This is a genomic window from Cutibacterium sp. KBN10P07758, assembly GCF_050286205.1.
Taxonomy (GTDB): Bacteria; Actinomycetota; Actinomycetes; order Propionibacteriales; family Propionibacteriaceae; genus Cutibacterium; species Cutibacterium acnes.
This window is the reverse complement of record NZ_JBNNQV010000001.1, coordinates 2,467,506-2,486,626: the sequence shown is the minus strand read 5'-3', so window position 1 is coordinate 2,486,626 and position 19,121 is coordinate 2,467,506. Positions and strand designations below refer to the sequence as shown.

Below are 19,121 nucleotides of genomic sequence, written 5' to 3'. Positions count from 1 at the left end.
AGAGTTTTTACTCGCGGTCGGGAAGCCGGTCGAGGTTTGGGCCTATAGCTCAGTCGGTTAGAGCGCCGCCCTGATAAGGCGGAGGTCACTGGTTCAAGTCCAGTTAGGCCCACAGTGCGAACCCTCTTGGTGACAAGGGGGATTGTTACATTTAGGGGCGTCGCATCGGCAATGTGCTCCCGTTTGTGTGCCATGTCTGTCTGGGGGCCTTTGGAGTTCGGGCGTGGTTGGCAAAGGATTCGTACCGCGGTAGAGGCCGCGATGAAGGCGGACTACACCGACCAAGTGGTACGACCGGCTTTGGGAGAGTGGGTCGACGAATCGATGGCGACGACGAGGGGTTCGTCAGTGCTCTTGTTGTTCATTTTTCAGCCTTTCCAAAAACAACTTCTATGACGAAGCCGTCTTTGTAATCACCCTTGTATCTTGAAAAATCAAGACCAAGTGTTATTTATACAGCGCGACATCATAACCGGCACAAGCGCATTCTTTGCCGTAGTATGATGTCGCGCTGAGCAATCTTGAATTCAATTCAGTTCCGCTGTAGTCAGGAATCCTCTGTATCAGCGGGTATCAGCGGCCTGACGATAGAAACGACCTCTTCAGGTTTGGTAGCGCTTCTGATCGTTTGCATAAGATTGTCATCCTGAATGGATTTCACAATGTTTTGGAGCATATTCAGATGATCGTCCGCGTTCGATAAAGCCATGAGAATGACGACGGACACTGGAACCTCATCTTCTTCCGATCCTCCCATCTGACCGAAGAGGACCGGTGTATGCAGGGTTGTGACAGCCAAGGCATCCCTCGTGACATACTGCGGATCGGTATGAGGGATGGCGACACCGCAACTGATTGGCAGGCCGGTCGGATAGATCTCCTCCCGTTTCAACAAAGCATCCAGAAATCCCTCCTTGGCCACTCTGACTCCATTAAGTTTGTCAGCCATGACCGTCAGGACCTGATTGCGGTCGGGGGCCTCGATATTCACACTTATCAGATCGGTGTTCAGAAGTACGCTCATGTTGTTACTGCTTTCACGGGATCAGAAATGGCCATAAAATACTGCGCTGTTCCGGATCAGAACATCCGATGGATCGCCGAGATGATGATGTTGGGAAGGTTGTACCCGAAGAACGCATCAGTCACAGACCCGGAGACATGAACGCCGGTGGCATGCATCATCGCAGTAGCCTCCGGTGCGAAGAAGCTGGCACCCCACTCGACGAAGAACATGTAGATCGCCCCAATGATGAGAGAGCGAAACATGTTTCCGTTACAAGCCAGGCAGATCATCGGCATCATGTAGACGATCACGGTAAGCATGCCGACTGGGAAGTAGTTCATTCCGGGGATAATGAATGCGAAGGCAATGCACAGCGGGATCATGAGAACGGTGATGGTGATGGCCGCCGGGTCACCGAGTGCCAGAGCGACATCCATGCCGATGCTGAGCTCGCGTTCGCTGCCGTCCTTGTTCTTTCCGAGGTGACGCTTCATGAAGGTCTTCGCACCTTCACCGACCGTCGACAGGCCCTCCATCATGACCGAGACCATTCGAGGTAGGAGTACCAGAACGGTGGCGATTCCCATACCCATGACGAGGACACCCTGCCAAGGTTGACGGGTCATGAGTCCCAGGAAGATACCAACGATGAGGCCGATGAAGGCGGTGTCGCCGAAGAATCCGAGCCTGTCGCCGAATTTCTCCATGGAGATGTCGATCTTACGAACTCCGGGGATTTTGTCGATGACCCAGTTCAATCCGATCGCAATGGGCCATGCTGACGTGATGTAGGAAAGAGTCGAACATGTTGTCCCTGTGAGGCCGTAGTATTCTTGCCATTTTGGTGCGATATGCTGAGCGACGATGAGGTCAATGACCGAAAGCACCAAGACGACACCTAATCCGATCCATGCGTTGTTCGTTAGTGCATAGGCCAGCGTTCCTGGGACCAAGAAATGGATGAAGTTCCAGATGTCGACGTTGAGTACGTTCGTCATTTTCGCGAGGATCATGACAACATTTATGAGGACGACAAGGAGGATGGCAGGAGCGGCAAAGGGTACTCCGAATGAAGCCGCGCCGACTGCTGCCCAGCCGACATCAACAGTCGTGAATCCTCCGCCCATGTGCCGGTAGTAATCCACTGCCGACTGCACAGACGTCATCAGGAATCCGATGACGAGGGAAAGTCCGGAGAATCCGATACCGATCATCAGACCGGCCTTGAGGGACTTACCGAAAGGTATCCTGAAGATCAGGCAAAGAATCAGCATCACGATCGGCAGGATAACCACGGCGCCGACGTCAAGAATGCCTTTGATAATTGACATTATTGAGTGTTCCTAGAATATCATGACTGGTTCAAGATATCTCGACACGTGGAGATGATTTCTTCTGCCACCGCGTCTTCGTTGATGCCCGAAATGAGACCGAACACCTGGATGACGGGCTTGTTCAACGGCTTGCCGTAGCGGGTCGTCAGCATGATGACATCGACACCGTTCTGGAGAACTGGCAGCTGTCCCACAGTCCCTTTGGTGATCTTTGCGGGAATTTTGGCATCCCGCAGGATCTCCTTGACCTTTTCCTGAGCGACCGTGGATGTTGCGATTCCTGAGCCACATGCGACGAGAACCTTGACTTCACTTGCCATGGTGTTCACTTTCCTTTCCATCGGGTACGAGGACCACCCTCAGTGCCTCGCCGGTACGGGTGAATTCGATAGCGTCGTTGATCCGACTCAGTGGCAAAACTTTGCTGATGACCTGCTCGGCGGGGAACTTGTCGTTAATGACTAGTTCGAATGCCTTTTGGACCTGAACACTTGTTGCGCCATAGTGGCCGTAGATGAAGGGGTAGTCGCCCTTCCGGGAGTCCGTCGTGAGATTGCGAATGTCTGAACCACACAGTCCCACGGCATCGACCCTCAGAACGAACCTTCCGGGAGGGCACGTGGGCTTCGGCATCTGCTCGACGCGAATGTCGCCAGGTCCATACATCAGTGCAGCGTTCATCATCTCGGCCATTAAGTAGCCTCCTGTCTTCGCCGCGGTGCGATGTGTTGGTGCCGGTTTCATCGTCGGTACGGGCCAACGAGGACCCTTCGTGGAAGACAATGATGGTTGAGGTCGATGAGCATTTCATGCCCCATCGGTTCCAGGGGTGCGGATCAGATTAGTTGCCGTCCAGCGGGAAACACGCCATTGCCAGTGTCGCGGCAAAACTCGAATTTCGCCGCACAAGAATCTGTGACATGATGTGTCGCTCCAGTGATGGTACGTCGATGTCAGGTGTTCTCTATTGATTCGTTTTTCACAGCGGCAGGCCCTGTTGCTACAGCTGCTCAGCGAGGTCGATCACCCTATCAAAGGGACCGACCTCGCAAAACTCCTTGGTGTCAGCACGAGGACGCTCAGATACGATATTGCGCGGATCAATGGGATTAGCCGAGATAATATTATTGAGTCAACGACGAACGGATACTCGGTGGAGCAGTCCGTGTACACCGGGGTCGTTGCAAGGAATTCAGAATTTTCAACTCAGCTCGAGCACCACGAACGGATACTTCTGTATCTGCTCGACACTCCCGACACCACGATCTATGACGTCATGCGTGATTGCTATCTCAGCGAGTCCGTCATAAAAGCGTCACTGAAACGTTTGAAGCCGCAGTTCGAAGACCATTCGTTGCACCTGTCGTTGAAGGGGTCATCGATTCATCTTGATGGAAACGAGATTTACTTCCGCAATTTCTTGAGAAGCCTCGTAAATACGGCCATGGATGCCGTTGTTGGCCAGAATGATAAAATAAATAGGTACCTGCCAGATGTCAGACTGAGTGATATCGAGAACTTGGTCGTCGAAACGCTACGTGATTACTACCTGGAAATTGACGACATACGACTCAGCAATATGGTCGTGAACATCGCAATATGCGTACAGCGGTACAGCTTTCCGATCGAGGACAACGCGGCGACAGATCTGATGATGGGCAACCAATCTGAGATGTTGTGCGATCAGTTGCTGGTTGGATTGCGGAAGTTGTACCCCGAACGCCCACTGTCATCTGCTGATGACGTCTACTTGAGGTCCATCGTTGGTGCGACCCTCGGATTTGGGCATGGCGAATTTGATCATCACTCTGATTCCTGTGACATTTACTCGACGGTGAGCAGGTGTCTGGATGACACGGTTGAACACTTCGGTTTGGTCATCGCGAAGGAAGAGCTGTACGGCAGTGTTTCGAAACACGTTGGGCGACTCATGGCCCACGCTCCTTCAATGCTCTATTTTCGCAATACTCTGCGTGAGTCATTGAGATCACGGTCACCATTCCTCTATGACGCCGCTGTATATTTGGCTGACAAGCTTTCAAGGCTGTTGGGAATTTTCTTCACGGATGACGAGATTGGGCTGTTGGCCATCTATATTGGCCTGTATTCCGAGCCTGCGCCGAATCCGAATTTGGTCACGGCAGTGGTTGTCTGTCCTCGTTACCAGGCACTCCGTGATGTTCTGCTAGCCGGACTGGTCGACCATTTCGCGGATCGAATGAGGATTGTGGACATCGTTTCATCTGTCGCGGAAGCGGATACGTGCGATGGCGACATCGTGATATCGACGACAGAAGAACCGTCGCACCGTCATACCTGTGTTCCCATCAGCGCGTTGATGTTGGATCTCGATCTGTCGGCGATCGATTCTGCGCTCCTGAGGGCCAGTGAGAAGAAGTCGCGGATTGCCACTGCCAGCGCGATGAAACGTTTTCTCGATCCCACACTGTTCTTCACCGGAAGATCCTTCGACTCGTGGCGTGAAACTCTCGACTTCATGTGTGGATCGATGGAGAGGAATGGCATTGTTCCCGACGCCTTTAGAGAAAGTGTTTTTCTGAGGGAAGGGTACTCATCCACGGTCTTCTTCCGAACGTTCGCAGTGCCACACGCAATGAATTTTTTGGCGTATGAAACAAAAATTGCTGTCCTCATACCTTCAACTCCAATCAACTGGGAAACGTCGGATGTGAGCTTGGTTCTCCTGCTTGCCATCAATGAGGGGGACTACGATGATTTCGTGAGGTTCTATCAGCCGCTTATCAGCGTTCTTTACGATCGGGAATTGTTCACAGAACTGCGGTCAATGTCATCGTATCATGAATTCATGAAATTTCTCGATAAGCAAATATCCATGTGATGCTGTCGAGTGGGTAGACAATGGTTAAGGGCGTGCCACTGAGGAAGAGCCAGCATCCGGAGTCTTGCCAGAAGGGTTGAGGAAAGGGCGTCCTGGTTATGTAACCGCTCTCATTGCCCTGGTGGCTGCTGGTCTGGCTACATTCTACAGGAACGGCGCTTCGTCCCGAAAGCGGTTCACCTTCGCACCGAGACGCAAGCCGTCCTCGATCATTGGTGCGATTCACGTAAGGCACCATTGTTTTGGTGGCCTTTTTAGTTATGGGGACGTTCGTTTCCGTTTATGACTTCCTTGGCTACCGTCTAACTACTGCTCCGTTCCATTGTTCCCAATCGGGAGTCGGTGGCATCTTCCTTCTGTACTTTTTGGGACGGTTGCTTCGGCTTGTACGGGCACGGTCGTCACGCGTTAGGGCCGCTCTCGGACGATCCTCAGCGGCGCGGTGTTCATCTCGGACTCTTTATCGCTTACTCCGTTGTCTCCGGGTGGGTGCCTCGGTGAACGCTGATCGTGCTGAAGCTTCAGGCACGTATCTGGCCTGTTATTACTTGAGATCGTCCATTGTCGGCTATCTAATAGGCTTTGTCTTCCACTATTTGTGATAGTTTATCGTGACATTGTAGATAGAGCGAAGTTCTCCTGGCGATGACTTGATCGCTATAATCGCTACACTGCTGGACCCATAGCATTTTGGCATCATGTGAGTTGTCCACTACGACCATTGACCTCTCGTCAAAAATTCGTAGAGATAGCGGCACTTTGTCTCTGCGTGTCCAATAAGTGAACACGCATTCACCCTGCGGTCATGTTTAGGCAAGGTGAGAGACCTAACAGGGGGTGAGGAGGTGTGAGCCACATAGTCTTAGACCACCTTGGGAGATAGCCTTGTCGCATTGCGGCATGAGCTCCATGGCATGTCGGAGCCTGGTCTCAAGTGCCAGCTGCAGCTGAGTTTGTGCTGGCTCCCCAAACGATGGTCGCTCGACGGTTCGATGTCTTCGACCCCGTTGTCGTCGCCTCTGGACATGCCACTGTTGCGTCGACTCTGCGTGCTTGCCCTTCACAGGGCCGTTACCGACTTCTCAAACTCCTCTCGGAGGTCGCTGTGGGAGTAGCTTGCGCCCACGGCGTCACTGCCGAGTACATCTAGGTCACGGACTGCTTTCTGTGGGGCATCATGCGTGACCTGGAACAGGGCGACTTGATCTATCGCTCCCGGGTGCTGCACCAGAGACCAGCGAGTTCTAGCTGTTTGAACGAGGAACCACCTTCTATTGCTGACAGCACAACCCCTCAGGTGATCGCTAGAGTTCTCTCCCAGAAGAAGGGAGGTCCTCTTTCCCGTCACCTTGACGGACCCGCTTTTATCAGGACACGACGGCCTCTCGTGAGCAATGCGGTCGGGGCTACTGACTCTGCTTGTCACCCACCCCACTGGTTGCATCAAAGTAGTGCGGTCAGATCGCCCGCCCGAACGCGGCCGTGTGGCGGATGCGGGGGCGCATCGCCGTGGTAGTGGTTTCGTAGGTACACAGCGCTGCATCGGGGAAGGTCCATGTGGTCGGAGCGAGTTGTTGGTGGCTCCAGGCCACGAGATCTTTGGGGTGCTCGATGGGGCCGCGGAAGTGGAGCAGGGACACGTACCAGAGATCTCGGGGGCTGAGGATGCCTTCTCGGTAGGCGTTGGGTCCGAGCTCGTGGCCGAGCGTGTAGGTGCGGAACTCATCGGCGTCCGGGCTGGTGGGATGCAGGAGCGCAAGAACGCCGCCGGGGGTTATTAGGAGGCGCTCAAGTTTCATGAACAAGGGCGCGTGGTGAGCACAAGCTCGGTCAAGCGCGCTCGCGCAACTGACCGCGAATGGATCTTGTGGTGGTACTGGTCGCCGGTTCTCTAGCGCCCGGACGGTGACATGTGCACAGCCCACAGCCCCACTGTGCAAGTGGTCTGTCCCGGCGAGGTAGATAGCTTCCTGTGTTAGGCGGCCAGAACGCTCTCTGCAGGTGGTGGAGGCATCAGGACGATACTCAGCGGCCAGCGTCCCGCCCCGTCATGGACTGGCGGTTCGATGGTGTGGGCGCTGGTGGCTACCGCTCGCTCGCCCTGAGTTTGCAAAGTTGTGACGTCCACGGTCTTCTGCTCTCTCGATCAGGCTACTTGGAACGTATCTGGACGAGTAGGCGGTGCAGGTCGACAAGGTCGTGACATACGACGTCGGCATCCCTGCGTCCTCCGACAGCCACGACTACGGTGCCGGCGCTGCGTGCTGCCGCGAGGCCGGACGCAGAGTCCTCCACGACCAACGCTCGGGTTGGCGCGACACCGCAGGAGCGGGCTCCATGGAGGTAACCGTCGGGTGCCGGCTTGCCATGCTCGACGTCCTCGAGGGTGACCAGGAGTGGTGGGTCGATGGTGGCTGCGCCGAGTCGGGCGAGCGCGAGTCGCCGCGGCGCGTTGGTGACGACGCCCCACGGGATGCGGTGGGCGTCGAGCCAGATGAGGAGTTCCCAGCCGCCGACCGCAGGCTTTACGCTGTCGAGCTGTGTGCACTCCTGGTCTAGCTGGGCACTCACCATGCTCTGGAGGGTTTCCGGGGTGATATGGGGCAGGAAATGGGTGATGGTCGCGGCCACGTTCCGGCCATGGCACCAGGCCAGGACATCAGCGGTGGGGATGCTGTTCCGTTCAGCCCAGGCCGACCAGACGGATTCGACGGCTACGGTGGAGTCCACCAGCGTCCCGTCCATGTCGAAGAGGACCGCCTGGAAGTCGGCCAGTCGTGGATCAGTGCGTGTCATTGTTATCTCCGTCCTGCCCGGCTAACTGGCGGCACACGCTTGCGGTGATGGCCAGGCCCTTGGTGCTGAGGACGGCCCAGATTCGCTGCCATATATGAGCCACGCCACTAGCGTGCATGATTAAATTATTTCGCCAGAAAATGATCATCAACTCTCTCGGGACCTCACCGACCTCGGTGGATACACTCGTGGAGCTCACCGGCGCCTCGCCGGCGACGATCCGCCGCGACCTCACCGACCTTGAAGGCCACGGACAGTTGCGCAAGGTACATGGCGGGGCAGTGGCGGTGAACCTGCGCGGCACGCCGATGCCTTACTCCCTGCGGTCGGCCGAGAATGCTGAAAGCAAGACTGCCATAGCTCAGCTGGTCTCCCGCCTCGTGACTGACGACATGTCCGTGATCATCGACAACGGCTCGACCATGGTTGCCGTGGCGCAGGCCCTTCAGGAACGCCCCATCACGGCTTTGTGTCTCTCGTTGCGCGCCGCGCTGCCCCTGGGCGGAGGCGGCGTGGCTACCGTGAGCACGCCGGATGGAACGCTTATGCCCGAGAGCCTGCGCTACGAGGCTGCTTCATGTTTGCGTGCACTGGGTGAGTTCCGGGCTGATGTCGCCATCGTCGGCACATGTTCTGCCTCTCCTGCCATGGGTCTGACGGTCACGACGCATCAAGATGCCCAGGTGAAACGCGCCATCCTCGCGTCCTCGGCCCGGGTCGTTTTGGCTGCCACGGGTGTCAAGCTCTCACGAACCTCAAGTTTTCGCTTCGGCGACATCGAGGACATCGACGATTTGGTCACCACGCGAGATGCGCCTCAGGTAACGCTTGACGCTTTCCGGGTTGCGGGAAGCAGGGTTTACGTCGCTGACTGACTAGCTCCGAGGAACGCACGACTCTCGGCTACCTAGAGAATCTCTTGCAGGATCCGGCGGCCATGTTGAGTCTTAGGTGCCCAAGACCGTCGCCTCCTATTCGGCTGCCCACTTCGGGGGGGTGAGGCTTTCATTTTGTTTGCGCGATCCTGGGCACTTCCGGATCGGTAGAGGCTCAAGAGAGGAATGTGCCACCCGAAGTAGCTATGCCTTCCTATGCTCACCATCAACGCCGAACGCAGGAGGGCAAGGATCAGTACCACTCTAGGTCCGGTCATGATCGGGATGGATCCCCACACACGCAGCATCACGATCGATGTCATGGATGGTCAGGAGACCGCAATCGCGGGCGGCCGGGTTACTACCGTCGCGCCCAGACCACCTTCGTGATTGAGGGGGTATCGATTGTTCAATCGTGTCCTGTTGGGGCGGGGAAACTTTTGTGGAGGCCGGGGGCACCTTTTCGTTCTCGAGTAGGTCATGCTGCTAGAAGGTTAATAGAGAGTATGACTCTCAAAGAGAGTGTTCCTATTCACCGTGTGAGGAGATGTGAGGTACTTGTGATCGTGCAGGTGATATTCGAGTTCCCTGATTTATATCTGTGTTTGTGATGGGTTCACCAGGGTCGGATTTTTTGTTCGTTTGGGGTGGCGTGGATGTGTTGTGGTGGTTGGCCTTGGAGGAGGGTGATGAGGTCGAATAGCCAGCCTAGCGCTGTGATGTCGTCGGGCATGTGCCAGGTGAGGGTTTCTTGGTGGGCTTGGGGTGTGTGTCCTAGCCAGGGGTATTCGAAGTCTGGTGGGAACCAGCGGTTGATGGTGTTTTGTGCTAGGTGAGGGTCGAGGTCGGGGTTGGTGGTGGCGGTGGTGTGCCAGGTGTGGGTGAGGTGAGGAGACATCCATCGGCAGACCTCGCGGCTGAGAGTACCGATCATATGTATGTGGTCCTCGGGGTCTGGGTTGAGGAGATCCCAGTCGCGGGGGTCGAAATAGACGCATTCGACGTCGATGCTTTGGGGGGTGGATAACCCTATGAGTCGGAGGGCGTCGGCGAGGACGAGCATGATTTTCATGCCGGGTCGTCCGAGGATGTGGCGTTCAGGATTGCAGTCTAGGCGTAGGGTGAGGTATTCGGGTTGGCTGGTGTCGGATACGACTACTCCGATGGGTCTTTCTATGAGGTATTCCCGGTTTTCTAGTGGGGGTGGGTCGAAGTAGCCGTGGGATTCGGCTGATTCCATGAGGATGCGTAGTTCATCGGTGTCGGTGAATGCTCCGATGTCGTTGGGTGCGAGGTGGAGCGTTGTGCTGATGGCTACGGTGCCGATGATGCATGGGCGTTGTTCTTTTACCATGGTTGACAGTTTAACTTTCTGTCTTGCGAGTTGGGTCGATTGGATGTGTCGATGGCGTCAATGATGTCTACATCAACTTGTCCGTGATACCAAGTAGGTTTGTGGCTACGACAGGATACTGATCCTGAGGCTCGTTTGCCGCCGCCTCCCCCGGCATAGACAGTCACCGGATTCTTCTTGGTAGGAATCTTGTTCACTTGGACCCACTGCGACCCTTTTTTGGCCCACAGATAAACCGTAACTCGGGCCTTCATTCCGCTGAAGTTGTTATAATTATCTAGCCACCATCCATGGACATTGACACTTCCAGCATGACTGGATGAATAGTGAGGATCGTCTATTTTAGATATGAAGGGAGCGGCTTTGGATGCGACTTTGGCGGAACCCTGTTCGGGTCTTAAGTCGCTATTGCCGCTAGCAGTGGGGGATGGAGATGTGGTTGGGGAGGCGGATGCGGTAGCAGGCACTGCTAAGGCAAGTGTCAGGGCCAGCAGGGCTACAGCGGGTTTTTGATACATAAATAACTCGTATCACCCGAGGGGGTCAGCCGAAGGATCGGAGTCAAGTACAGCGTGGCTGGTCCGTGCCAGATGTAGTAGAGCATCGCGACGACGACTGTCGGGGGAGTGTGAAAGAGTTCTAGCGAACGTTGAATGGGAGGATGACGTGAGTCAGGACCGACGCGATGTTGTTCGAGGACTACCGCTCTACAAGCAAGGGGCAAGTCACGGCGAGAACGCTGTGAAGCTGTCATCCAACGAGAACCCTTTCGAACCACTGCCGAGTGTGATTGAAGCCGTCACGCGCACCCTGCCGAGGTTCAACCGTTACCCGTCGATGAGTGCCGAGGAAGTACGCTCCAGTATCGCCGGTCACTTCGGCGTCGACGTGAGCCAGGTGGCGGTGGGGGCTGGATCGACGGAGGTAGCCAGCCAGCTCATGCATGCCTTCGCCGGCGCTGGTGACGAGATTATCTTTCCGTGGCGGTCCTTCGAGGCCTACCCAATCCTGACCCAGGTCGCCGGGGCCACCCCTGTCCCGGCGCCGTTGACGAAGGATCTGCGTCACGACCTCGACGCGATGTCCGCCGCGATCACCGACCGCACCCGACTTATCTTCCTGTGTACCCCCAACAACCCGACCGGAACAGTCCTGCACACCGACGAGGTGGTGGAGTTCTTAGCGAGGGTGCCGCAGAACGTGGTCGTCGTCATGGACGAGGCTTACTACCACTTCAACCGGGACGATGCCGCTGTGGACGGTCTCACTCTTCTCAATGATCACCCCAACGTCGTCGTGCTGCGCACCTTCTCCAAGGCCTACGGGCTGGCCGGGCTGCGTATCGGTTTCGCTATCTCCGCCCCCGAGATCAGCGACGACCTGCGACGTGTCGCCACCCCGTTCACGGTGACCACCCTGGCCCAGCAGGCCGCGATCGCCTCCTTGGCAGCCGAGGACGAGCTCAACGAGAGGGTTAACCGGATCGTCGCCGAGCGCACCCGGGTCTTTGACGAACTGACCCGCCAAGGCTGGAAGATCGTGCCGTCCCAGGCGAACTTCCTCTGGCTGGTCACGGGCGACGACACCGATCGGATCGACGAAGTGATGGTTTCCCACGGCGTTTTCGCACGCTGCTGGAGCGGGGAAGGGATTCGGCTGTCGATCGGGTTGGACGCAGAGAACGACCGAGCAATCGAGGCACTATCCCAGGCCGTCAAGGGCTGAGGCTCAGACTCCCAGGAAGTCCCGCCACTGCGGCAGCTCGGCGTTGACTTGGGCCATCCCAAGAGCGTAGGCCTGACGCAACTTTGTGACGTTCTTTTCCTTATTGGTCACGGGCATCACGCGTGGATAGAAGACGTAGGCCTTCCCGTCTGCCTCAAGGTCGCGCAGCATCTCACGGGTAGCGTTGTACTTGGCCGGTCGGGCAATGGCTGCTTCGGCGACGCTAGGGCGGCGTCGGAACAACTGTCGAAGCACCTGAGGACGTTTGATCTCATTCTTGACGTAGTCGCGGGGCTGTGTACAGACGACGAAGAACCGGTCGTAGCCGTCGAGTTGGGCGCCGTCGATGGGAATGCCACCCGAGTCGCCTAAGGCTCCGTCGACGTACTCGACACCCTCGATCGTTACCGGTGGCATGAATCCCGGCATAGTTGATGAGGCCCGTACCCGCACCATGAGGTCATTCATTGTTTTCATGTCCTCGCGAGTGAACCACTCCTGCCCGCCGTCGCTGGTACGGGTCGCGCCGATGCGGAAAGCCTGACTTGACGCGCAGAAGGTGAGGAAATCAAAGGGGAGGGCTTGATGGGGCTCGGCGGTTCGCTGGTAGATGTACTCGCCGTCAAAATATCCGCGCCCTGCCAGCCAGGTACCGAGGTTGCCGAATCGGGGGTCCGCAACGAAGTCAGTGAAGCTGAGACGGGTACGTTCGGGATCGCGGGAGATGTAGTTTGCGGTGAGGCTGGACCCAGCGGAGATACCGGAAACGTGCGGGAACTTCCAGCCTAGCCCGAGCATCTTGACGATGACGGCGCTGGTGTAGGCGGCACGCATGCCACCTCCCTCGAGGACCAGAGCTGTACCGTCTATAGAAGTCGTCATAGGTCCAGCCTGCCACGTGGTGAGTTGTCTTGGGCAGGCAATAATAGGGGCATGACTCGACCGCGCGACGTTCCCCCTTGTGACGGCCCTGCACAGGTCGGGAAGGTTGAGGTCTGTCCCCTCGTCGAGGAAGACCTGGAATGGTTGTGGCACTGGAACGTCGAGGTCGTCGACCCGCAGTGGAAACAGTGGGATGGTCCCTATTTTGGGCCCGACGACGATCGTAGTTTTGCGGAGTTTGCCGAGGAGTGGCGTTCGGGGCTGATGAGCGGTCACCGTGCCGTCGTCACTGTGGACGGGCGCCGGGCTGGGTTCGTCTCCCGGTTCGAGGAGCCGCCAGCTGGAGGAGGTTGGTGGGAGGTCGGGATTGTCGTGTTTCGGCCGACCTTATGGGGACGCGGTGTAGGGTGTCGAGCGCTGCGGCTGTGGACCGAAGCGACCTTTGCTACCACCGACGCTCAGGTGGTGACTCTGACTACGTGGAGCGGCAATGGCAGAATGATCCATTGTGCTGGTGCTGTGGGATACCGAGAATGTGGCAGAATTCCGCAGGCACGATCGTGGCAGGGGCGTCGCTGGGATTTGGTGACAATGGCTCTGCTGCGTGACGACTTGTGACGGAGGTGAGGATATGCGCCGCGGCGTGGTCACGAGTGTCTTACTGGCCTGCACCCTGGTATCGGGGTGCAGCACTCTCAAACCTCTGACTGAGCCACAGCCAACACCGACGGTTTCGGCAAGTAAAGTCCCGCAGGGCATTGACGCGCACCCGGCCTGGGCTGTTCCAGTGGCGCGATCCGGAAAGAAGCTGGGGCACTTTGGTGATGACCGTATTCGCATTGAAGTGGACCAAGCGGCAATAGCGAAGGCTCCCGAAGATTCCATCATGGTGAATCCGCAAGATGGCACTCCGGTGGTGAGCAAGGGCTCGTCAATTGTGTTGGTGCGCTACATCGTCACAAATGTGTCACAGGAACCAATCAATCTGGGTTTGGGGACGGTGACGATCACCGCACGCTACCCGGACTGGACTTGGCGTCAACCGTTGGTGTCAGTGCTGGCCCCCCGGGCTGATGCGGCTCACAAAATCGTGACGACCCCATTCGCCCCCGGGACCGCGCGGCCGCCGTACGTGCTGGGGCTGGGGGAATCCTTCATGGTCGGGGCGAACTATCCCTACGAGACCGCTGAGCAGCTCGATGTGACGGCCACCGTTGTGGTGTGTGACACTGCCGGGGCGGTGGATCCCGGGTTGGGGTGGACGATTACTGGCAAGGTTCATCTGGCGTAGCGGGGTCGAGATTCGGGCGGCCATATCGTGCGAGGAGCGATGGCCCCGAATATCATCCGCCTGATGCCTATCACGGGCGGGTCCTGAGCATGTCGAGATACCGCCATTATCCCCAGCGTTGTCCACAGGATTTGCGGGTAGCTGTGGACAGCATGCTGTGTGCGCGTGGCACCTGACACCCCGATTTCGGTGTCCACAGATCTTCTGTGCGTCTCTTGCCGCTGATTTCAGCTGACGCATAGTTTCGCGGCCATGTCCGTGACGACTACTCCGATATCTGCTCGCGCAACGACGCCATCTCCCCGGCTTCGACGCTCGCCGCGCCTCATCGTCATAGGGGTGCTATGTGCATGCCTAGGCGGCCTGGGGGGAGCTGTTGCCTGGCACCGCGCCTCTCATGCCGACCAAGTTCTTGTCATGACGCGAGCTGTAGGGCAGGGAGATATCGTCCGCAATGCCGATATTGGGCTGACTTCAGTGGCCGTCGATCGGGCCGTCGCAACGATCCCAGCTTCCCAACTCGACAAAATCGTTGGTCGTCATGCTCTGGTCGACCTATCACCAGGACAACTTCTCGGGTCTCACTCGGTGGGAGAACTACGGGTGGCACCAGGGCGCGCACGGATAGGTCTCAAACTTGCTGCTGGACGCCTACCCACCGTCTCCCTACCCGCTGGCGCCCGCGTCACCGTGATAGAAACCAGCCCCGACAAGGACACGGGGACTGTTTCTAATCTGTCAACGGCCGACGCTGTGGTCGTCGCGGCACCCAAGGCGACGAATGATCATGGAAGCTGGTTGGTCGATGTCGAGGTCGATTCCGGCAATGCTGCCCGACTAGCCGACCTCGCTTCCCTGGACCGCATCGCTCTGGTCGAAAGGGGTCAGTGATGTCGATCATCCTGTTGACCAGCCCTGGGGGAGCCCCGGGCCTGACAACTACCGCTCTCGGCCTGGCTCTTACCTGGCCGCGAGACGTCGTTCTTGTCGACGCCGACCCGTGCCCGGGACACGTGATCGAATCGGGATACCTGACGGGACGCATCCCACCGCGCCCCGGACTCATTGGCTTGGCTACAGCATTCCGTGACGGTGCTGACCCAGTTCAGACGATGTGGGAGGAGACTATCCCGCTTCCCCACGACTCCGGAGACCGGATGGTGAGGTTACTCAGCGGGTACGGGCACCTCGGACAGGCCTCTCTCATGGGAGCAGCGTGGTCGAGCCTCGCCAGCGCCATGATCGATCTTGGTCAGGCAGGGGTTGACGTCATTGTTGACGCAGGCCGGTTGGGGCCGGAAACCCTGCCTGGCAGTCTCGTCTCCCGCGCATCCCTCATCGGAATCGTGACGGGATCTCGGCTGCGTCAGCTGGCCGGACTGTCTATGAGAGCTGAGGAAGTGGAGGCAATGTCCTCGGCGACCACCGGGACCGTGGGGCTCGTCATTGTTGGTCCCGGTCGCCCTTATAACTCGCGTGAGATCGGTCATCAGTTTGGTCTCCCAGTGTTCGGTGACGTCGTTTTTAACGCCCATGCCGCTGCAGTGCTGTCTGACGGGGAACCAGCGGGAAAGCGTTGGTCGCGAGGACGTTATGTCACGAGTATGCAAAGTATGGCGGAGTCGATGCGAGAGCGGATCCGTCGAGCAGATCAAGCCATCACCGGACCTGAAATTCTCAGCACGTCGGCAATGGGAGTGGCGTCATGACGATCGACCATGCAGTAAGCCGATATGCACAGGACGCTCCGGTAGTCCCGCTCGATGATGGGAAGGACCTTGCCGGTGTGCTTTCCCGCATCTCCCCATCGCCACACGTATCGCCGGCAGCTGTGTCTCCTCGTCCCAACCCACGACGATTCGAGGCGAAGGACATTGATTGGCGTACCGTCGTTTCATTGCGTCGGAAGGCATCTGAACGTATCTCGTCGGAACGGGCGTCCCATCGGGAACGTACCGGCGTCGACCTGAGCGGCGATGATGTGCGAATGCTTGGCCGGTCGATCGTGCGGCAGGCTGTCGAGTCCCACGCGGAGAAATTGACGGCTGAGGGGCAAGCCCTGTGGAGCGCGCAGACTAAAGACGCGTACGTCCGCGCGGTCATGGATGCCATCTTTGGGTACGGGCGGCTACAGCCTCTTTTCGAAATCCAAGACGCGGAGAATATTGAAATCAATGGCTGCGACCGGGTCTTTGTGCAGTACGGGGATGGACGACGCGAACCTGGCCCCGTAGTGGCCGACGATGACGCTGAGCTCGTCGAGGCGATTCGGTTCCTCGGGGAGTCGGCTAACCCGCCTCGGCCTTTTGACGACGCTCACCCTACTATGACAGTGGCGTTGGGATCCCAATATCGACTGCACGCTATCGGGTTTGGGCTGTCCTACCGGCCCTCGGTCGTCATTCGCCACCACACCCTGACGAGGGTGACGATCGACGACCTCGTCAATACCGCGATGATGCCCCACCACGTCGGGGTGTTGCTACGTGCGGCCGTCCTGGCGCGTCGGTCCATCGTCATCGCCGGAGACCAGGGTGCGGGCAAGACGACGCTGCTACGGGCTTTGGTTGACGCTATCCCACCTACCGAGCGGTTCGGAACCCTTGAAACTGACTATGAACTGCTCACTCACCTCAATCCAGATCGCGACAATATGGTCGCCTTCCAGGCCACCGTGGGGCTAGGAGAGAAAGTGAACGGGCATTGCGTGGGCGAGCTCACCGTCGCTGACCTTGTCCCGGAGGCACTGCGTCAAAACCTCTCGCGCTTAGTGGTGGGCGAGGTTCGTGGCGCCGAGGCGGCTGCCATGTTCGAGGCGATGCAGGCCGGTGCCGGAACGATGAGCACCACCCACTCCCACTCGGCCACCTCGACCATGGATCGGTTGGCTGGACGAGTCGCCATGGGAGGGGTCATGACGATTGAGGAGGCCTATCGGCAGATCGCGCACAACATCACGTTCCTCGTGCACGTCACCCTCGTCGATGACACCTGGCGAGGAGGTACCCGAACTCGTTACATCACCGAGGTCCGCCAACTCACCGGGGCGTTAGAGAATGGACGACCGGTCACCCACCTCACCTATGCTGCGCCAACGCCAACCAGTCCAGGCGTGTTTCACCCGGATTCCGCTCTCGTCGCTGAGTTGTCCCGCTACGAGCCGGAAGTGACGAGATGGGTATGAACACCGCGATTGCCGCACTGCTCGGCGGACTTCTCGTCGGGGGAGTGGTCATGGTAGGCATCGGCATCGCCCCGATTCACCAGTTATCCACAGGGCAATCCACAAGCTTGTGGACAAGAGTGGACAATTGGTTCTCGCGGCTACCCCGCCGTAGTCGCGTTCATGGCCTCACTGGTCTGGGAATCGGTGTCGTGGGTTATGTGGTGACGGGGTGGGCGGTCTTACTGGTCATCGTGCCAGTCTTGGCGGTCGTCGTCCCCGCTTTGCTAGCTGATCCACCACGTCATGACCTCGACGTCATGCGTGCCCTGGAACGATGGGTGCGTCTCGTCAGCGGATCAGCATCGACAGGTAAGTCCGTCATCGATGCCATCCGGGCGACCCGTCGTCAAGCCCCCGAACCCCTTATAGAACCACTCACCCGGGTGGTAGCCCGCCTGGATTCGCGGTGGGACACCCGATCTGCCCTGCAAGGCCTTGCCGATGACCTTGACAGCGCCGACACTGACCAGGTCATTGCCGCGATCATGATGGCTACCGAACGCGGCGGGACGGGGGCCACCGGTACCCTTGACGCTCTCGCGGCGTCCCTCCAGGAACGCATCCGGGCAGCTCGAGAAATACGAGTTGAGCGTGCTAAGCCGCGGGTCGTTGTGCGTCAGGTCAGCATCATCATCGGCGTCGTGTTGGCAGGTGCCCTCATTCTTGGCCGGGAATACCTGGTTCCCTATCGCACCGGCGTCGGCCAGCTGCTGTTGTGCTGCTACGCAGGTCTTTACCTCGCCGGCTTGATCGCTCTATCCCGGCGTAGCAAACCGCGACGTCGTGCCCGGATCCTCCTTCGGCGTGCAGGGGAGGCCAACTATGGCTGAGTCCACCGTCATCCTCGCTGCTATCTGTGGGTCTTTGCTGGCATGCGCTCCAGTCTTTGTCGTTTCCGGACGACGCAATGCGCCTTTGAGATTGTCCGACGCCTTGGCGGGACTGTCCGATTATGGACGTCAGGACGCCGTCGTCGGTCCCGTCGCGGAGGGCGGACGGTTGGAGCGGTGGGGAACGCGAGCAGCAATCCGCTGGCCGCGGATGGTGAGCGAGCGATCTCGTCGCACCCTCATATTGCAGGGGAGAACTCCTGGTGATCTGGTGATCGAGAAGGCCGTCATGGCTATGGGAGGGATGCTCGTCCCAGCCTTGGCACGGGCTGTGGCTGCTGCCTGCGGGGACACCCTGCCGGTGACCCCAGTTGGTTTGGCGGTGGTTCTTGCTGTCGTCGGATGGTTTATTCCCGACACCCGGATCAGGTCACGGTCTAAAGCAGTGCGTCAGGATGCCGCCGAGGTCGTCTTGGTCTATGTCGATCTTGTCACCCTTGCTCGATTGGCTAACCAGTCAGCTCCGCGGGCCCTCGTCGAGGCGGCGCAGATGAGTGATCACCCTGTCTTGACACGCATTCGCATGACGCTGGAGCGCTCCCGGTTGGAGCAGCAGTCCCCATGGGCTGGTCTCGACGGGTTGTCAGATGAACTTGATCTGCCAGAACTTGCCGAACTCGTTGAGGTATTGCGACTCGACGACCAGGGAGCATCCCTCGCCGGAGCACTGCGCGCCCGAGTCCATGAGATGAGGGACGCTCACCTCAATCAGGAGAAAGCCGAGGCCCAGACGGCCTCGGAATCCTTGACGATATGGATGGTCATCCCCGTCCTTGTTTTGGGCTTGGTGCTTATCACCCCACCGCTATTGATCATGGCGGGGGTCGCCTCATGACTACGTTTCGCACCCTCGAATCCCCGACCCGTTGCGGGGTACACGAC

Annotated in this window: 23 protein-coding genes and 1 tRNA gene; 14 read left to right on the top strand and 10 right to left on the bottom strand. The window is 58.1% G+C overall.

The annotated features are described in order from the left end of the window. The first annotated feature begins 38 nt into the window (after positions 1-38). Together ACOYO3_RS12185 and ACOYO3_RS12180 are read left to right on the top strand one after the other, a co-directional pair. A tRNA-Ile gene (locus tag ACOYO3_RS12185) sits at positions 39-112 on the top strand. Positions 113-192: 80 nt separating this feature from the next. After that, positions 193-396 (top strand): hypothetical protein, encoded by a 204-nt coding sequence (locus tag ACOYO3_RS12180; RefSeq protein WP_002518565.1) that lies wholly within the window; start codon positions 193-195, stop codon positions 394-396. Between the two features lie 151 nt (positions 397-547). Here the strand turns inward: ACOYO3_RS12180 and ACOYO3_RS12175 are convergent, their stop codons facing one another. Genes ACOYO3_RS12175 through ACOYO3_RS12160 form a run of 4 tightly spaced genes read right to left on the bottom strand, consistent with a single transcriptional unit; the run spans position 548 to position 3,033 of the window. Continuing rightward, entirely contained in the window at positions 548-1,024 is a 477-nt protein-coding gene (locus ACOYO3_RS12175) for a PTS sugar transporter subunit IIA (protein ID WP_002515763.1), read from the bottom strand. A gap of 56 nt (positions 1,025-1,080) precedes the next feature. Further along, positions 1,081-2,337, bottom strand: coding sequence for a PTS transporter subunit IIC (locus ACOYO3_RS12170; protein WP_002515696.1), 1,257 nt, complete (start codon positions 2,335-2,337; stop codon positions 1,081-1,083). A gap of 20 nt (positions 2,338-2,357) precedes the next feature. Then, complete coding sequence (locus ACOYO3_RS12165; RefSeq protein ID WP_002515905.1) at positions 2,358-2,660, bottom strand: PTS sugar transporter subunit IIB; 303 nt, start codon at positions 2,658-2,660, stop codon at positions 2,358-2,360. After that, positions 2,650-3,033 (bottom strand): hypothetical protein, encoded by a 384-nt coding sequence (locus ACOYO3_RS12160; protein ID WP_002515880.1) that lies wholly within the window; start codon positions 3,031-3,033, stop codon positions 2,650-2,652. The genes ACOYO3_RS12165 and ACOYO3_RS12160 overlap by 11 nt, the downstream gene beginning before the upstream one ends. Positions 3,034-3,307: 274 nt before the next feature. Between ACOYO3_RS12160 and ACOYO3_RS12155 the strand changes: the two genes are divergently transcribed. After that, on the top strand, positions 3,308-5,200 hold the full coding sequence (locus ACOYO3_RS12155; protein WP_002524574.1) for a BglG family transcription antiterminator: 1,893 nt from the start codon (positions 3,308-3,310) through the stop codon (positions 5,198-5,200). 572 nt (positions 5,201-5,772) lie between these two features. Here the strand turns inward: ACOYO3_RS12155 and ACOYO3_RS12150 are convergent. Beyond that, positions 5,773-5,958, bottom strand: coding sequence for a hypothetical protein (locus ACOYO3_RS12150; RefSeq protein WP_002525548.1), 186 nt, complete (start codon positions 5,956-5,958; stop codon positions 5,773-5,775). A 176-nt stretch (positions 5,959-6,134) separates the two neighbouring features. On the opposite strand from ACOYO3_RS12150, the gene ACOYO3_RS12145 reads away from it, so the two are divergent. Further along, on the top strand, positions 6,135-6,350 hold the full coding sequence (locus ACOYO3_RS12145; RefSeq protein ID WP_002517534.1) for a metal-dependent amidase/aminoacylase/carboxypeptidase: 216 nt from the start codon (positions 6,135-6,137) through the stop codon (positions 6,348-6,350). A gap of 307 nt (positions 6,351-6,657) precedes the next feature. Here ACOYO3_RS12145 and ACOYO3_RS12140 read toward each other — a convergent pair whose 3' ends face one another. Together ACOYO3_RS12140 and ACOYO3_RS12135 are read right to left on the bottom strand one after the other, a co-directional pair. Next, positions 6,658-6,999, bottom strand: coding sequence for a hypothetical protein (locus ACOYO3_RS12140; RefSeq protein ID WP_002519801.1), 342 nt, complete (start codon positions 6,997-6,999; stop codon positions 6,658-6,660). Positions 7,000-7,351: 352 nt separating this feature from the next. Beyond that, positions 7,352-7,996 (bottom strand): HAD family hydrolase, encoded by a 645-nt coding sequence (locus ACOYO3_RS12135; protein WP_002517465.1) that lies wholly within the window; start codon positions 7,994-7,996, stop codon positions 7,352-7,354. Positions 7,997-8,112: 116 nt separating this feature from the next. On the opposite strand from ACOYO3_RS12135, the gene ACOYO3_RS12130 reads away from it, so the two are divergent. Both ACOYO3_RS12130 and ACOYO3_RS12125 read left to right on the top strand, forming a co-directional pair. Further along, on the top strand, positions 8,113-8,871 hold the full coding sequence (locus ACOYO3_RS12130) for a DeoR/GlpR family DNA-binding transcription regulator (RefSeq protein ID WP_002524575.1): 759 nt from the start codon (positions 8,113-8,115) through the stop codon (positions 8,869-8,871). A gap of 188 nt (positions 8,872-9,059) precedes the next feature. Continuing rightward, the gene (locus ACOYO3_RS12125) at positions 9,060-9,482 is read left to right on the top strand and encodes a hypothetical protein (RefSeq protein ID WP_002518571.1); all 423 of its coding nucleotides are present in this window, start codon (positions 9,060-9,062) and stop codon (positions 9,480-9,482) included. Between the two features lie 5 nt (positions 9,483-9,487). Here the strand turns inward: ACOYO3_RS12125 and ACOYO3_RS12120 are convergent, their stop codons facing one another. Both ACOYO3_RS12120 and ACOYO3_RS12115 read right to left on the bottom strand, forming a co-directional pair. After that, a complete protein-coding gene (locus ACOYO3_RS12120; RefSeq protein WP_002515775.1) occupies positions 9,488-10,225 on the bottom strand; it encodes a hypothetical protein in 738 nt (245 codons plus the stop codon). Then, positions 10,219-10,692, bottom strand: a complete 474-nt coding sequence (locus ACOYO3_RS12115; protein ID WP_002525547.1) for a hypothetical protein — start codon at positions 10,690-10,692, stop codon at positions 10,219-10,221. Before ACOYO3_RS12115 ends, ACOYO3_RS12120 begins: the two co-directional genes overlap by 7 nt. Positions 10,693-10,891: 199 nt before the next feature. On the opposite strand from ACOYO3_RS12115, the gene hisC reads away from it, so the two are divergent. Further along, the gene (gene hisC, locus ACOYO3_RS12110; RefSeq protein ID WP_002548047.1) at positions 10,892-11,950 is read left to right on the top strand and encodes a histidinol-phosphate transaminase; all 1,059 of its coding nucleotides are present in this window, start codon (positions 10,892-10,894) and stop codon (positions 11,948-11,950) included. A gap of 3 nt (positions 11,951-11,953) precedes the next feature. Here hisC and ACOYO3_RS12105 read toward each other — a convergent pair whose 3' ends face one another. Continuing rightward, positions 11,954-12,832, bottom strand: a complete 879-nt coding sequence (locus ACOYO3_RS12105) for a patatin-like phospholipase family protein (RefSeq protein WP_002519803.1) — start codon at positions 12,830-12,832, stop codon at positions 11,954-11,956. A 51-nt stretch (positions 12,833-12,883) separates the two neighbouring features. Here ACOYO3_RS12105 and ACOYO3_RS12100 point away from each other — a divergent pair, with 51 nt between their 5' ends. The 7 genes from ACOYO3_RS12100 (at position 12,884) to ACOYO3_RS12070 (ending at position 19,074) form a co-directional block, all read left to right on the top strand. Beyond that, a complete protein-coding gene (locus ACOYO3_RS12100; RefSeq protein ID WP_002519804.1) occupies positions 12,884-13,450 on the top strand; it encodes a GNAT family N-acetyltransferase in 567 nt (188 codons plus the stop codon). A gap of 13 nt (positions 13,451-13,463) precedes the next feature. Beyond that, positions 13,464-14,123: a hypothetical protein gene (locus tag ACOYO3_RS12095; RefSeq protein ID WP_002519805.1), complete on the top strand. Its 660-nt coding sequence runs from the start codon at positions 13,464-13,466 to the stop codon at positions 14,121-14,123. Between the two features lie 417 nt (positions 14,124-14,540). Then, the gene (locus tag ACOYO3_RS12090; RefSeq protein WP_002518576.1) at positions 14,541-15,014 is read left to right on the top strand and encodes an SAF domain-containing protein; all 474 of its coding nucleotides are present in this window, start codon (positions 14,541-14,543) and stop codon (positions 15,012-15,014) included. Continuing rightward, positions 15,014-15,832 (top strand): hypothetical protein, encoded by an 819-nt coding sequence (locus ACOYO3_RS12085; protein ID WP_002524577.1) that lies wholly within the window; start codon positions 15,014-15,016, stop codon positions 15,830-15,832. Before ACOYO3_RS12090 ends, ACOYO3_RS12085 begins: the two co-directional genes overlap by 1 nt. Positions 15,833-16,110: 278 nt before the next feature. Then, positions 16,111-17,307, top strand: a complete 1,197-nt coding sequence (locus ACOYO3_RS12080; RefSeq protein WP_427305933.1) for a CpaF family protein — start codon at positions 16,111-16,113, stop codon at positions 17,305-17,307. After that, on the top strand, positions 17,298-18,179 hold the full coding sequence (locus ACOYO3_RS12075) for a type II secretion system F family protein (RefSeq protein ID WP_427305906.1): 882 nt from the start codon (positions 17,298-17,300) through the stop codon (positions 18,177-18,179). Before ACOYO3_RS12080 ends, ACOYO3_RS12075 begins: the two co-directional genes overlap by 10 nt. Then, a complete protein-coding gene (locus tag ACOYO3_RS12070; RefSeq protein WP_002522840.1) occupies positions 18,172-19,074 on the top strand; it encodes a hypothetical protein in 903 nt (300 codons plus the stop codon). The genes ACOYO3_RS12075 and ACOYO3_RS12070 overlap by 8 nt, the downstream gene beginning before the upstream one ends. The last annotated feature ends 47 nt before the right edge of the window (positions 19,075-19,121 follow it).